The 15,081-nt window shown below is 41.8% G+C and carries 14 protein-coding genes; 9 read left to right on the top strand and 5 right to left on the bottom strand.

Features of this window, described 5'->3' with window-relative positions:
- Positions 1–165: 165 nt before the first annotated feature.
- Positions 166–957, top strand: coding sequence for a glycosyltransferase family 8 protein (locus ACR63T_RS06330; RefSeq protein ID WP_472785133.1), 792 nt, complete (start codon positions 166–168; stop codon positions 955–957).
- Here ACR63T_RS06330 and ACR63T_RS06325 read toward each other — a convergent pair.
- Together ACR63T_RS06325 and ACR63T_RS06320 are read right to left on the bottom strand one after the other, a co-directional pair.
- Positions 954–1,880, bottom strand: coding sequence for an IS30 family transposase (locus tag ACR63T_RS06325; RefSeq protein ID WP_472783565.1), 927 nt, complete (start codon positions 1,878–1,880; stop codon positions 954–956). The genes ACR63T_RS06330 and ACR63T_RS06325 overlap by 4 nt on opposite strands.
- A 505-nt stretch (positions 1,881–2,385) precedes the next feature.
- Positions 2,386–3,480 carry a glycosyltransferase gene (locus tag ACR63T_RS06320; RefSeq protein WP_472785132.1) on the bottom strand — a complete coding sequence of 365 codons (1,095 nt, stop codon included), beginning with the start codon at positions 3,478–3,480 and terminating at the stop codon, positions 2,386–2,388.
- A 356-nt stretch (positions 3,481–3,836) separates the two neighbouring features.
- Between ACR63T_RS06320 and ACR63T_RS06315 the strand changes: the two genes are divergently transcribed.
- The 4 genes from ACR63T_RS06315 (at position 3,837) to ACR63T_RS06300 (ending at position 8,171) form a co-directional block, all read left to right on the top strand.
- Positions 3,837–5,423, top strand: a complete 1,587-nt coding sequence (locus ACR63T_RS06315; protein WP_472785131.1) for a glycosyltransferase family 39 protein — start codon at positions 3,837–3,839, stop codon at positions 5,421–5,423.
- 87 nt (positions 5,424–5,510) lie between these two features.
- Complete coding sequence (locus ACR63T_RS06310; RefSeq protein ID WP_472785130.1) at positions 5,511–6,689, top strand: glycosyltransferase family 2 protein; 1,179 nt, start codon at positions 5,511–5,513, stop codon at positions 6,687–6,689.
- Positions 6,682–7,107 (top strand): GtrA family protein, encoded by a 426-nt coding sequence (locus ACR63T_RS06305; RefSeq protein ID WP_472785129.1) that lies wholly within the window; start codon positions 6,682–6,684, stop codon positions 7,105–7,107. Before ACR63T_RS06310 ends, ACR63T_RS06305 begins: the two co-directional genes overlap by 8 nt.
- On the top strand, positions 7,104–8,171 hold the full coding sequence (locus ACR63T_RS06300; RefSeq protein ID WP_472785128.1) for a ChbG/HpnK family deacetylase: 1,068 nt from the start codon (positions 7,104–7,106) through the stop codon (positions 8,169–8,171). Before ACR63T_RS06305 ends, ACR63T_RS06300 begins: the two co-directional genes overlap by 4 nt.
- An 86-nt stretch (positions 8,172–8,257) precedes the next feature.
- Here the strand turns inward: ACR63T_RS06300 and ACR63T_RS06295 are convergent, their stop codons facing one another.
- Positions 8,258–9,187 (bottom strand): branched-chain amino acid transaminase, encoded by a 930-nt coding sequence (locus ACR63T_RS06295; protein ID WP_472785127.1) that lies wholly within the window; start codon positions 9,185–9,187, stop codon positions 8,258–8,260.
- Between the two features lie 208 nt (positions 9,188–9,395).
- A complete protein-coding gene (glnE, locus tag ACR63T_RS06290; RefSeq protein ID WP_472785126.1) occupies positions 9,396–12,254 on the bottom strand; it encodes a bifunctional [glutamate--ammonia ligase]-adenylyl-L-tyrosine phosphorylase/[glutamate--ammonia-ligase] adenylyltransferase in 2,859 nt (952 codons plus the stop codon).
- Positions 12,255–12,752: 498 nt separating this feature from the next.
- Here glnE and tusD point away from each other — a divergent pair, with 498 nt between their 5' ends.
- From tusD to ACR63T_RS06270, 4 genes are all read left to right on the top strand, one after another.
- Positions 12,753–13,163, top strand: a complete 411-nt coding sequence (gene tusD / locus ACR63T_RS06285) for a sulfurtransferase complex subunit TusD (protein ID WP_472785125.1) — start codon at positions 12,753–12,755, stop codon at positions 13,161–13,163.
- 35 nt (positions 13,164–13,198) lie between these two features.
- On the top strand, positions 13,199–13,522 hold the full coding sequence (locus ACR63T_RS06280; protein WP_472785124.1) for a hypothetical protein: 324 nt from the start codon (positions 13,199–13,201) through the stop codon (positions 13,520–13,522).
- Positions 13,523–13,616: 94 nt separating this feature from the next.
- A complete protein-coding gene (locus ACR63T_RS06275) occupies positions 13,617–13,946 on the top strand; it encodes a hypothetical protein (protein WP_472785123.1) in 330 nt (109 codons plus the stop codon).
- On the top strand, positions 13,943–14,302 hold the full coding sequence (locus ACR63T_RS06270; RefSeq protein WP_472785122.1) for a TusE/DsrC/DsvC family sulfur relay protein: 360 nt from the start codon (positions 13,943–13,945) through the stop codon (positions 14,300–14,302). The genes ACR63T_RS06275 and ACR63T_RS06270 overlap by 4 nt, the downstream gene beginning before the upstream one ends.
- A gap of 73 nt (positions 14,303–14,375) precedes the next feature.
- Here the strand turns inward: ACR63T_RS06270 and ACR63T_RS06265 are convergent, their stop codons facing one another.
- Positions 14,376–14,936, bottom strand: a complete 561-nt coding sequence (locus tag ACR63T_RS06265) for a tRNA (cytidine(34)-2'-O)-methyltransferase (protein WP_472785121.1) — start codon at positions 14,934–14,936, stop codon at positions 14,376–14,378.
- Positions 14,937–15,081 lie beyond the last annotated feature (145 nt).

The raw sequence follows: 15,081 nt of genomic DNA, 5'->3' as shown, positions 1-15,081 counted from the left end.
ATTAACTATAGTTCAGATCTTTTTATAAAATTTATATCATAAATTAAATGGTTATCATTATGCTATTATCCACATGCATTGAAAGACGCAACCAATATCTACTATTTTAGTGTTTCAATAACAACATTAATAACCATCTTTATTTCAAAATTTAAGAGTCATTTTATGGATATCTCTGCAAGTATTACTAAGCAAACAGGTCAAGCGAATAATGTGAATACATTAGCATTTTGTGTTGATGAGAATTATTTACCTTATGCTTTGTTTGCTGCTGAACAATTCATAACGTTACATCCAGAATTGCCCTGTGACATTTGTATTTGCCTGCCAGATATCAGCAAAGTACCCCAAAGGTTTCAAGGTAAAGGCATTCGTTTTATTGAGCTATCCATCAATGGTATAGATTCGTTACCTATAGGCCATCTTAGCTTAGCTGCTTATCACCGATTATTTTTACCTCAAATTTTTGAAGGTGTTTATCACTATATTATTTACCTAGATGCTGATACTTTTGTCAATAAGGCTTTTTACGATGATTTATTAAAGCATGTAGAAACATTACCCGCTGATTTTTGCGTTGCCGCTGCAGCTGATATCACTGAACTTAATCTTCGCTCATCCCATAGAATAAAAGCAAAAAAAGTAGATGAATATGTGAGCTCTTATCATAAGTTTGATCATATTTATCGCAATTCAGGAGTTTTAGTATTTAATACTGAAAATTATGTAAAAGAAGAGATACTCTCTAAAGTCTTTAATTACGCTATTGATAATGCTGATAGCTTACAGTGCCATGATCAATCTGCCCTTAATAGAGTATTACTAGACAATATAGCACTATTACCATTTGATTTTAATTGGCAAATACATCAGTTAACTAGTGAACTCATAAAAAGCATGAATCCATATATTATTCATTTTATCAGTCTTAGATTAACACACCAAGTGCAACGCTAATTAATATTATAGAACGCCTGCATAGGCGTTTTAAACCCTAAGCGTTTTCTTGGTCTGTTGTTTAGTTTATTCTCAATGTCCTGTATCTCATTATCAGAGACTTGTCTAAAGTCACAACCCTTAGGCAAGAACTCTCTGATTAAGCCGTTAGTATTCTCGTTGGTTCCTCGCTGCCATGACGCATAAGCATCGGCAAAGAAGAAAGCGCTAAAGAGCTTTTGTTTCACCTTCTTATGCTGAGCAAACTCTTTACCATTGTCAGAGGTAATGGTCTTAACCTGTAACTTCACTGGCTTTAGGATACCTATCATTGCCTCTGATACTTGCTGTGCCGTTTTATGACCCACACGCTTCATTTTAAGCAGTCCTGTTTTACGTTCAACGAGCGTTACAATCGCTTGCTTGTGATGCTGACCGATAACGGTATCCGCTTCCCAGTCACCAATACGTGATCGTTCTTCCACAATACAAGGGCGCTCATGAATCGAGACTCTGTCGTTGATACGGCCTCGGGTCTCAGCCGTTAGTCGCTTACGGTAAGGTTTGGCTTTGCGTCTGAGATACTGCCATAACCTGCCGCCTTGTCTCTTGTCCCTCCAGATATAGCGATAGATGCTCATGTGACTAATACCACCATGAACTCCGGCTATTTGTTCAGGACTCCAGCTGTCTTTTAGCTTGTCTGTGACCCAATCCCATACATCAGCGATGATAGTGAAAGCATTGTTAGAGCGTCTGTCACAAGCCTTGTTATTAGCATGATTAGCTCGGTAACCTCGAAGGCTTTTATTGCGTCTGATCTCTCTTGATATGGTGCTAGGACTTCTTCCTAATGTGTCAGCTATAAATTTAATACTATGTTCTGCCCCTATAAGGGCATAAATCTGGTATCGTTCTCCTAGGCTTAGATGTGTATAGTTCATGGTTGCAATCTCACTTTGGTCGGTGGATAAAGACTTTGATGCTAGCGCATCTAGGTCTTTTTTTCACCTCGCATTTGATATTGCACTTCATGTGTTAATCTAAGAGTAATAATAAGCCTTGGAATACAGATAATAAATATACCAAAAATTATCAAGAATTTTATAAGGAATTTCTATCGACTAATTTTTCTGAAATTAATATAGAGGTATTGACTGGTTTTGAACAAAGACTTAAGTTCCCAAAATATAATAGTCCTATTAGAGAGTTTATTTCAAGAGAGTGGCAGCATCTCAAGAGTACTTCATCAGATAAAATTATGACTATAGTAGGTTCTGAAAAAATAAAAGACAAATATAATGTAAGAGAAATACTCATAGGCACACCATTTTTAGTGTCTGACAACCAAAATAATTCTGTTGAGAAAATTAATTAGTATATATCCTCAATTATGTTGTCAATATAAGATGAGAAAGGTATTCTCAATAACGTATAAACCTGTAAGCTCTATATATTTCGAGAAAAATCTAAGTATTTTTGGGCAATGACAGTTGGTAGTAGCTCTTCATCAAACTCAGCATAAAACTGCTTGGGGTTTTGCATAGCTCGTCTCAAGGTAGCAGTGATAGCGTCTATATCGCCTTTTGGCATCAGATTAGCCGCAGGTAACAACTCCTTAGGGCCAGACGGACAATCAGTACTAATAACAGGTGTGCCAAGTGCTAACGCTTCTGCAATGACTATAGCGAACCCTTCCCAATCTGAGGTTAATATCTTAAATTGCGCATGCTTGATAAACGGGTAAGGGTTTTCGCAAAAGCCTAAAAATACTACTTTGTCCTTGAGACCTAGATCAATTGCCAATTGTTCCATATCTTTTTTATGTTTACCTTGACCAAGTAGCAATAGAGGCATGGATTGATCGGTTTGTGCATAAGCGTTCAGCAATATGTCGTGGCGTTTAGCTTCTTTAAAACTGCCTACATGAATAATATAGTTTTGATACTTATAGTTTTGAGATTTAGGAACAAAAGCATTGGCTAGTTTTTGAACTGCCTTCTGATCAATAGGATTATGTATAGCGGTAATCGGTGTAATATCACCAAGATTTTCTACAAAATCGTTCATAACGCCTCGACTGACACAAACGCAAGGATGCTTTGAGTAAATATCAATCAGTTTTGACTTAATATGCGCAATATTTTTTATCTCATCAAACTTATACTCTAATGAGATAGTGTTGTGAATGACATTGACAATATTTGGCAAGCGACTGTGACTAAGAACGTTATCTGCGCGATCAAGATTTGATAATACAATAGCAGGCTGACCAATTTTACTTAACACATAGCGATCAAGTGCTGCTGCAAACAGTTTATCTCGAACCGTGATACTTGGTATTAGCTTATAAGGTTTATATCTAATCAAATGATAGTTAAGATTTGGATTAATCTCGTACTCGATCAATGGCTTAAACCTGACAATATGCACCTCAAACCCTAGCTCATAGAGTCCTTGTCCTAAAGTTAAAACAAAACGCTCTGCACCGCCTCCTTGAAGACAATTAATAACCAGTAATGCAGATTTACTATGATGCTTCATAAAAAGACGTCCCGATAATCATATAGTATTTAACTAAAAGCACACGACTAATGCTGAACTTCAAGAATCGATGCTGCGTTCCAAAAATTTTATATTCAAAAATTAGATAAGTTATAGAGTGTCATACTTATCAATCAATTTAATAATGTCATCTATAAATATTATCTAACCATAGTGCCTAAAGATAGCATCTAACCCTTTATAAAGTTCAGCGCAGTGCTTATTGTGACTATGACTTCTGAACAATAGACTTTATACTAGGGCGTATCATCATTTAAAACAAATAATACTTATTAGACTAGAGTTTTTGCTCTCAGCTCTGTTCACATTCTCTGCGCAATAAGAAGTATCTAATCATGACCTCTAATAATAAACCTTTCTTGAGCGCCGACCCTAAATCTGATCGCAATAGTCATGACAAAAACTTAGGTATTGATAAAAATACATGGCAACAATGGCGAAAGTTTGGCCTATTATTACTCGCCTATTTTGTTATCTGGTCTATTGCTCCCGCCTTTTTAGCGAGTAGTGTACCCTTCGACGTTAGCGAGGGTGTCAGTTGGGGCAGCGAGTGGCAGTGGGGTTATTACAAACACCCCCCACTTTCATCGTGGATATTATACAGCTTTTATCAAATGTTTGGTCATATCGGCCCTTATTTACTCAGCCAACTCTACGTTTTACTCACTTTATTCATTATCTATAAATTAGGAAAACAAGTATGGTCAGTGCCGATAGCGTTACTGGGTAGCGCTTTGACCTTAGCAGTGGTTTATTATAGCTACCCTAGTTTAGAGTTTAATCATAATGTGGCGCAATTTCCTATTTGGGCAGGTTTATACTTAGTCTTTTATCAAGCTCTCACCAAAAATCGTCTGATGGACTGGGTATTACTAGGCGTGCTAGGTGGTCTTGGTATGCTTACCAAATACAGCGTGATATTTTTGCTGTTGCCAATGGCATTGTATTTAGTATTACCAAAACAATGGCCATTGCTAAAACAGCCACAGCCTTGGCTTGCTGCCTTTATCATGCTGGCACTATTTTCGCCGCATCTATATTGGCTCATGACCCATGATTGGCTACCCTTTGGTTACGCGAGCGGACGCGCAAACGAAGTTACACAAGGGGCTGATACGATCAAAAACCACTTCGGTTGGATCGGCTTTATTACCGCTCAAATTGTTGCCCATGTTCCGCTATTGTTGATGCTTATCTTCAACCGTAAGCGCTTATTTGCTGTGCGTGATTACAAAGATCATCTACCAGCAGGTGCATCGCTGCTGTGGTATCTGTGGCTATCACCAATCGTAGTGCTAGTAGTACTAAGTGTAGTGTTTGGTATGGGTCTGCGCGATATGTGGGGTATGCCGATGTGGGCGTTGTCAGGACTGCTAGCGGCTTCATTTATTATACCCACAACGCAAGCGTTAATGACCCGTAAATTACACAAAGCGCTCGCTATTTGGTTATCGCTGGTGACTGTGCTTATGGTAGTGTATGTCGGTTTTGGCGATAAGCTACGAGACAAGTCATCAAGAATGCAGTGGCCTGAACAGGCATTGGCTGGGCAAGCTTTAACAACATGGCAATCGGTTAGCAGTTGTCCTCTGGATAGCGTATCAGGAGATCGTTGGCTGGGTGCGCTGGTTGCGATAAATAATGGCTTTCCCTCACAAATGATCTCAGGACCTGCCAGTCATTCTCCATGGATGAGTATTAAACGCTTGCAACAAAACGGTACTTTAGTAATGTGGCAGAGCGATGACGAGGTAGTACTACCCTTATTAGATCAACTAGATGCTAGCGCTTCTAATAACTCAAAGAGCGACTCATTGATCAAAAAACAGGGTCAATGGCAGCTGGCTTGGCGAGAGACTAATATCACTGAACCATTAGTGGTAAACTGGATAGCTTATGTGCCTGCGCGCTGCGCTAAATAGTTCTCTAGCGCTGATACATTAGCCATTCTTAGTTAGATAGCATTTATTTTTGTCACCATACTTTTTGCAACTCTATATAGGTTCTGCATGCCGCAAGATTATAGTTACGCGCCTTACTTGTCTATTATTATGCCCGCCTATAATGATGCTAAGGCGCTGCAAGCTTTTTTACCACAAGTGTTTGAGTTTTCGGCTAAGCTGGCTATACCTAATGATAGCGCTGTCAAAAACAGCCCTGTCGAAAATAGTACTATCAAAAATAGCCCCAGTAAAAACACTATTAATAGAGCCATCGTTTGTGAAATTATTATCGTTGATGATGGCAGTAGTGACAATCTAGTCGAAGTCGTAACGGCGCTGATGCCAAGCCGCCCTAGTCATACAGAGCTGGTGTTGGTACGTCTATCGCGTAACTTTGGCAAAGAGCCTGCCCTCAGTGCCGGTCTACGTCAAGCTGAGGGTGACATCGTCGCTATGATAGATGCTGATGGACAACATCCGCTTCCCGTACTGGCGCAAATGATCACTATGATTGAGCAATCAAATATCGATATGGTAGCGGGTATTCAGGCCAATCGTCCTCATGAGAGCCGCCTAGCCAAAACTTTTAAAGCCAGCTTTTATCATTTTATTCAAGATCGTCAGCGTTATGAGATTCGCCCTAATGCCGGTGATTTTAGAGTGATGAATCGTAAGGTTGTACAAGCCTTGCGCTCATTACCTGAGCGTCAACGTTTTATGAAAGGCTTGTACGCTTGGGTCGGTTTTAATACGGTATATTTGCCGTTTACCGCTGACAATCGGGATACAGGTGAGAGCAAGTTTAACTTTGGTAGTCTATTTGAGCTGGCATTAGTCGGGATTACCTCTTTTTCACAAAAACCATTACGTCTGATCTCACGCATGGGGTTTATCGTCTCCGCGTTGGCCTTCTTATATGGCCTTTATATCGTTATTGAGACGCTATTATTTGGTAGTGACGTCGCAGGCTGGGCAACCGTAGCCGCTGGTATTATGTTTTCGACGGGCATTCAATTGGTATGTATCGGCGTCATCGGTGAGTATGTCGGTCGTCTCTACGAAGAGGTAAAGCAGCGCCCACTATACTTAGTCAATGAAACCATTAGCAGCCGCAGACCAGTTGATGCTACTATCAAGGACGGCAGCGGCACTGTTGAAAACGACACTATTGAAAACAATGCTAGGGACAGTCATCCTATTTATCACTCTACTCAAGCCAAGAATACGGCTACTCTCAATGAATAAAATCGCTCTGACTCAATCAGCCTCTCGCCAAGCATTATGGTTTTTAGTTGTTGGTGCAAGCGCCGCTGCTGTGCACTTTTTAGTACTCATTAGCGTGGTAAGCTTTACGACTATCAGCCCTGCTTGGGCTAACGTGATTGCCTTTTTATTGGCGTTTATTGTCAGCTTTTTGGGTCACTTTTATTTAACTTTTAATACATCGACTACCTCTAGCCTTTACAAAGATAAGCCAGCTCTGCACACTTTACTAAAATGGTTTGCCAGCTCTGTTATTGGCTTTGCTGCCAATCAAGGCCTATTCGTACTGGGTCTTAACTGGTTTGGCGAGCGTTACTATATCTTTATTTGGCTGGTAATCACGGCTATTATTACGGTAATGACTTTTGCATTAGGTAAACTTTGGGCCTTTAAATCATGACTAATAACTCTCAAGATAATAATTTTCAAAACAGCAACTCTGAAAATATCAACTCTCAAAACGATAACTCTATAGCTATGATGAATAAAGAAAATCAAAACCTAGAGCAGACCAATACTCCTACTAATAATGCTCATGCTATTATCATTAACGTTGATGATTTAGGCTTGTCAGAGGCGGTTAATCAAGCGGTTATCCGCTTGGCTGAACGCGGGCTTATTGGTGCTAGTAGCTATATGGTTGGAGGTAGCATCAGCGCTGATACTATAAGTCGGCTAAGCGAGCTAAACGTCGATGTGGGTCTGCATTTAGATCTGACGGGGATATTTCCATCAGACTTACTAGGATCGCTTAAGCCGCTTCTTATTACCAGCTATCTGCGTCGCCTCAAACCTGCAATAGTGACTGATATTATCAACCGTCAATTTGATAGTTTTGAGGATACTTTTGGACGTGCGCCAGCCTTCGTAGATGGTCATCAACACATTCATCAGTTCCCTGTTATTCGTCAGTGCTTAATAAAAGCGTTGACTACTCGCTATAGTGAAGGAGCACAGAGCACTATTTGTGCGCGTGTTACTACACCGCTAGTTAACGATATAAAATCACAAATTATCTATCATTTAGGTGGCAAATCTTGGCGTAAGCTATGCGCTGACAATAACATCACGACCAATGACAAGTTCGGCGGAGTATATGGATTTGATACCGATACTGCGCAGCTCTCAGCGCTTTGGAATCAGTGGTTAAGCGCCGCGCCTCGTACTCGGTTTCTCACTCCAGGCTTATACAACTTGGACGTAAATCTTGCCTCGCAAGGCACTTATTCTCAGTATGGCAGTACTACCCCTGCGATTCACTCCGTACCGTTAGGTCTACCACGCGATATAAAAACATCGCTGATTATGTGTCATCCAGCGGTGCCTAATAGTGGCTGGCAAGATGATATCAAGCAGGCACGCGAGCGTGAATTTGAGTGGCTAATGAGCTATCAGTTTGAAGATTTATTATTACAAAACGAGGTTAGACTGATGAGTTGGTCGGATATTACAAAAGGTAATTAAATAGGCTTACTCTGCTACTGCATGAAAAAAGCCAATATTTATTGAATATTGGCTTTTTACTTAGCATCTATTATTTTTAGATTGAATTAATCAATAAAGCTTAACCAGTCTATGTACTGCTCATTACGACCATGCACCACGTCAAAGTACAAAGTTTGCAGCTTTTCAGTTAAGGGGCCACGGCCACCATTGCCGATAGTACGATCATCGTATTCACGAATCGGGGTGACCTCAGCTGCCGTACCGGTCATAAATATCTCATCCGCAAGATAGAACTCATCACGAGTAATACGGCGCTCAGTGACTTTTATGCCTAAGTCATTAGCGAACTGAATAATAGTACGACGGGTAATGCCATCTAGCGCGCCACCAGCCAAATCTGGAGTATGTAATTCGCCGTTTTTGACCAGAAACAAATTCTCACCTGAGCCCTGACAGACATAGCCTTGTGAGTCCATCATAATCGCCTCATCATAACCATTACGCGTGACTTCGCGATTGGCCATGATTGATACGGGATAGTTGCTTGAGGCTTTTGCCTTGCACATGGTGACGTTTGGCAGATGATGAGTATAAGAAGAGGTTTTGACACGGATCCCCTTTTGAATACCTTCCTCTCCTAAATAAGCGCCCCAATGCCAAGCGGCAACCATAGCATTAACGCTATTATTATGAGCCGCCAAGCCCAGTTTTTCGGCACCTATCCATATCAACGGACGAAGATAAGCTTCGGCTAAATTATTTTGCTTAACGACATCTTTATGCGCCTGCTCTAAGGTTGCCGCATCGAAGGGTACCTCTAACTGAAATATTTTCGCTGATCCTAATAGACGCTCAGTATGGTCTTTTAGACGAAAGATAGCAGTGCGCTTATCATCCGTTTGATAAGCACGTACCCCTTCAAATACCGCTATACCGTAATGTAGACTATGAGTCAGCACATGAATTTTGGCATCAGGCTGTTCGATCATTGTGCCATTCATCCAAAGCTTACCGTCTTGTGTTTCCATGCTCATTGAATCATCCTTAACGTTAGTGCTGATGCCTAACTTTTTTGTTGAGTTTTAGATATTGGTTTATTGATTATATTGTCTTATAAGCGATACAGATAATTAAAGAATCGCTGTAAGCTGCGAGAGATTATAGCACCAGCGCTCTGAATAAATGAAATCTTTTAGTTATCCTAAATTAGACTTTTATTTATATCAAATTAGGATATAAAGGTTAGTTTGTCCCTTCGTTCGTATAGCCGTCATCGCTGCCACCCATCAAGCGCTGCCACTGATCCTGTACTAGCGCGCGAGTGTCAACCCATAGCGTCTCATCGACCAAGAGCGACTGCTCAGATAGCGCTAATTGATGAGTGGCAGCGCGAATACGCAAATAGGCGTCGGTTAAATCTTGGCAAATTTGTGTGTCCCATATCTCAAGTAGCGCCATCTCCTCAAAGATACGCACGTTATCACTCCATTTGGTCAAGCTGGGATAATGGTGAGAATAAGCCAATACCGCAAATTGTGCTAAAAACTCAATATCGACAATGCCACCAGCGTCTTGTTTAAGATGAAACTTACCTTTTTCTTGCTCCCTCTCACTAGTGCCAAGATGCTTTTGCATTTTGAGACGCATGCTCGTCACCTCAACGCGCACTTCGTCAAGGGTGCGTGGCAAAGATAGAACTTCACGGCGAATAGCACAAAAACTTGCAGTAACCTGTTTATCGCCACAGATTGCCCGCGCGCGCACCAAGGCTTGATGCTCCCACGACCAAGCCTTACTCAGCTGATAGGTTTCAAACGCATGACAGGACACCACCATCATGCCAGCATTACCTGATGGCCGAAGGCGCATATCGATCTCATAAGCACGGCCATCACGGGTCTGGGTATTTAGATAAGTCATCAGCTTTTGTGCCAAACGCGCGGCAAACTTCATGCCACTCACTGAGGTCTCGCCTGTGGTCATGCCCTGCTCTTGTATCTGATGCAAAAATACCAGATCCAAATCAGAGGAATAGGACAACTCAAGCCCACCAAGCTTACCATAGCCGATGATAGCAAAGCCGCAGTCGGCTTCAGTGACAGGATCACCACTTTTGCCGATAGGATAACCGTAACGCTTGACCAGCTCACTAAAGCCACGCTCAAGAGCCGCCTCTAATACCACCGCTGCGATATAAGTGAGCGAGTCTGATACCTTCATAATTGGTCTTTCGGCCAGCACATCACTGGCGGCTACTGCAAGCACTTGATTTTTCTTAAACAAGCGCAGTACGCTCAATAGCCCTTCTTCATCATTAGGCTCGACGCGCAAAAGACGCTGACGCAAAATATCGCGCAGTTCGATCTTGTCAGGCAGATGATGATAGCGCTGCTGCAAAAATGTATCAAGTAGTACAGGATAGCGTGCCAGCTCACCTGCAATCCAAGGACTGGCTGACAGCATCGGAATCAGCTCGACGGTCGCGTTAGGGTTTTCAGCAATCATTACTAAGTAGATAGAGCGTCGACTGATCGCCTCTAATAAGGTAATGAGTCGGGGTAACGCTTTATTTGCCAATTGCTGCTGCTTTTGGTGCGCAAGCAAGGCATGCAAGATTACAGGATAGGCGGTATCCAAACGAGACCTTGCCTCTGGGCTTAGATTGGCTATTATTTTTGACTGCCAAAAGCTCTCTAGCTGCTCGCGATTCTGTTCGCTCAATACCGTGTCTAACTGCGCTATTTGCTCATCAAGCTTGGCAGGTACAAGGGTAGTATCTTCTTGAGTTGCCACTTGGCGCTCAGTGACCATACGCTCAAACGGCGCATTGACTTGCTCTCGATGCTCATTTAGAGTCAAGAGCAATGCTTGCCAGTCTGTAAAGCCCAAAGTAGTCGCCAAATTATGCTGCCAAAACTCATCCTGTGGCAGTCTTTGGGTTTGCTGATCGTTAATAGCTTGAATGCCATGCTCTAGCCGACGCAAAAAGCGATAAGCCGCTTGCAGTTTCTCATACGTTGGCAGCTTTAGGTATTTCAACTGATATAGCGCTTGCATAGCGTGCAGGCAAGACTTGACTTGTAGCTGCTGATGACGACCGCCATAAATCAGCTGAAACGCCTGTACAATAAACTCAATATCACGAATACCACCCGCCCCGAGCTTTATATTATCTAAATCTTCACGCTGGGCGACTTGATTTTGGATCAAAGACTTCATCTCACGTAGCGCTGAAAACGCACTATAATCGACGTAATAGCGAAATACAAATGGCTTGATCATCGCCTGCAAGTCACGGTAGAACGATGACTCAACCTGTCCAACCACTCGCGCTTTTAACCAAGCAAAGCGCTCCCAAGCGCGACCGTGATTGCTAAAGTATTTTTGTAGTGCCGATAGATGAATCGCCAGATCGCTGCCATCACCCCAAGGTCGTAGACGCATATCGACTCGAAATACAAAGCCATCAGCAGTATTATTATCGAGCAATTTAATAATACCTTGTCCTAAACGCGTCATAAAACGTTTATTGTCGATACTACGCGTGCCCTTTGCCTTATCACCATCAGTCTCGCCGCGTGCTTGATGAATAAATACCAAATCGATATCGCTTGATAAGTTCAGCTCATGTGCGCCAAGCTTACCCATCGCCATAATAGCCATACTGTCGGTTTGTTTATTGCCCTTCGCATTGATGAACGTCGGCTGTCCATATTGGGTAATCAGCTGCCCATAGGTATAGTCTTTGGCAAATAAAATACAGCCATCCGCAAACTCTGATAATTCATCGGTTAGCTGCTCAAGCTCGATATCACCCAGTGCGTCCTGCCAAATCCAGCGCATCATCAATAGATTGCGCAGATGACGCAAACCGCTCATCACTTTGGGCTCATCTGCCAGCTGATAGTTATCATCCAAAGTATAATCTTGAATAAGATCATCAATCTGCTGGCGAGTCAAAGTCTGATCAAGAGGATAACTGCGCAGAAAGGTTTGACACGAGATCGTGCGACTTTCCCAAATGTTATAAGCAAATTCGCTTGCCGTTTGTAATACTTGCAACTGATGGCTGGTTGGTTGATAGTCTTTAAGGTTGGGCATAGCGAGAAAATCTCCTTATGAGATAAATAAAGGTGACCATCAAAATTCTTATTTTAATACTGTTATCTTAGTACTTAAAGCTTAGTGCTTAAAGCTTAGTGCTTAAAGCTTAGTGCTTAAAGCTTAGTGCTTAAAGCTTAGTGCTTAAAGCTTAGTGCTTAAAGCTTAGTACTTAAGTTAATATCCATAGCTACTCGTTCGTAGCAATAGTGTTTAGCATAAAATTACTATTAATAACCTAGCTAAACTAAGACTCAATCGACTTTATGGTAGCATAAAAGCTTAAGAAAAATTAAATAAGCTGGCGTCAAATCTTGACCCTACAAAGGCCTATTTGAAGGCGACAACACAAGTAAGCAAATGATTAAAGTTGCTGATGTTAGCAACGGCTAGAATTTGTTATTATAGTCATCTAACATCGTTTATGATGCTTGTTTTATAACTACTGACTTTATGGCTAATAACTTTATAATTACCAACTTTATAACTGCTGCCTCTATGACTACTGCTATGACTGCGCCTCTATTACTCATCACCAAAGACCCAAGCCATCCCCTTGCTCATTTGGCATTGCGCTATGCACAAGCCTATTTTGAGCAGGCGGCTACGATGGATAGCGACTCTTTAAAACTGTTCTTTTATGCGGACGCCGCGCATATTGCTAATCGCTTGCGTTGGCAATCGGCTGATCAGATCAATCTAACTGAGCAGTGGCAAGCACTCGCAGCACAACACAATATCAGCTTACCTGTATGCGTCAGTACCGCCCTTAGTCGCGGTATCAGTGATGGCGATAATAGCGCTCGTCATCAATTGCAAGGCGATAATCTAGCCCAAGGTTTTGAGCTGGTTGGCCTTAGTGAGCTGGCGATGATGATGCAAGGCGATTGTCGTTTAGTACAGTTTTAGATCTAGGCTGTTAGTAAAAATTATAAGGTTAAATAATGAAGCTTTTGATTCAACTGCGTACCCCTACTGAAATGGCAAGTTATGAAGGCTGTGCGCTGGCTTTGACGCTAGCGACATTTGGTCATCATGTGCAGCTTTATATCGATGCGCCCGTCTTTGGCTTGATTATGCAGCTTGAGTCGCGTCTACATGGCATGATTCAATCCCTTGAACTATACGATATGCCAGCCGCTTGGCTACCCGATGATGTGTTTAGTGGCTGGCTGACTGGCATGGTGCCTACTGATTTAGCCGCGCAGTTAACCCTTGTCCCTGAAGTAGTCCATTCACAAGACTTCGATCAATTATTAACCTTTTGATCCTTTAATTTAAAAATCTTCAAAGCTTAACTATTTTAATACTTTACTGTTTTAATAATCTTAGTATGCATAATTTGCAAAGAAGGATATCTATATGGCAACGCTCTACCAGTTACACAGTACAATGGATAACCTTAGAAGCGCTACTGTTGAGATGGCAATGACTTGGCGCGCAGGTGATAGCATTATTTTACTAGGGTCAACCGTCGCTTTTATTGACTGGCTCAACGCTTATCTGAATGATGCAGATATAGAAGACATCAAAGCGATCTATGCTCTGGCTGATGATGTCGCGGCATTGGGCGTAAATACCACTGCTAAACTTAGTCTAAGCGCTAAGCTGAAGGCGTTGTTGACAGATAATGAATGGGTGGCGTTAACTCAAGACGATGCGTTTGACAAAGTAGTGACGATTGCCTTATGAGTAATGAGAATCTAGCGGCTACTTATTCAAAAGCTAACACACCCGTCATCGCCTTAGACCAAGAGGGGCATCTGTGTGATCACACCTTGTGGACACCTGCTATCGCCCAGCAACTTGCCGATACTTTGGCAGTTGTGCTAAATGACGAGCACTTGGTTATTTTGCAACAAGTTAGGGCATTTTTTGATAAGTTTAACCACTCGCCAGCTACGCGCCCATTAATAAAATGGCTACAGCAGACGCTACCTGAGCACGATGTTAGCAATCAAAAGCTACAACAGCTGTTTAATACAGGCTTAGTCGCTCGCCATGTCAATCGGCTTGCTGGGTTACCTAAGCCGCCAAACTGTTTATAGCTTTTGTAACTTTTAGAGGTTTAGAACTTTTACAGAATGATAGCTCTTAGAGAATGATAATTATAAAAAACAACTATTTCGGATCATAAACGCTCAAGGTCTCATAACCTGTACTACGACCTTGATCCCCGCCAAACCCCTGCTGACGCCAGACTTCATAAAGACATATTGCCACGCTATTTGATAGATTTAAACTACGCGAATCTGGCAACATCGGTAGCCTGAGCCAATTATCCTGACCAATATCTGCACGTATCTCATCGGCAAGTCCTGCGGTTTCTGAGCCAAAAACAAGCGCAATATTAGCACTGTTCTCACTATGAGCTTGCCCAGCAGGCGTGTGATCAAAAAAATCATACCCATAAAACGACTTGCTAAGTTTAGTGGTCAGCGCGGTAATAGTATGACAGTCTGCTGTTATTAACGCCTGCTTGGCGGCGACCCAATCCTCATGAATTTGCAGATGGGCATACTCATGATAATCAAGTCCTGCGCGGCGCAGTTTTTTATCATCAAGCTCAAACCCTAAGGGCTTAACTAAATGCAACTGCGCACCAGTGTTAGCACATAAGCGAATGATATTACCTGTATTGCTAGGCATCTTAGGGGCCACTAATACGATATGAATAGTCATAATATTTCCATAAAACTTGGTATATGTGAAGGCGTTAAGGGAAAACACTCTCTATTTTAATTTTAGCAACTGGTCAATTTTTATAAGCAAACTAACAGAGTGCTTAATAGTTATAGATAACTCGTAATCAAAAGTTACAGTTTAT

Source organism: Psychrobacter sp. M17(2026) (genome assembly GCF_055699815.1).
The sequence above is the reverse complement of the archived record's forward strand: the minus strand, read 5'-3'. Positions and strand labels throughout refer to the sequence as shown.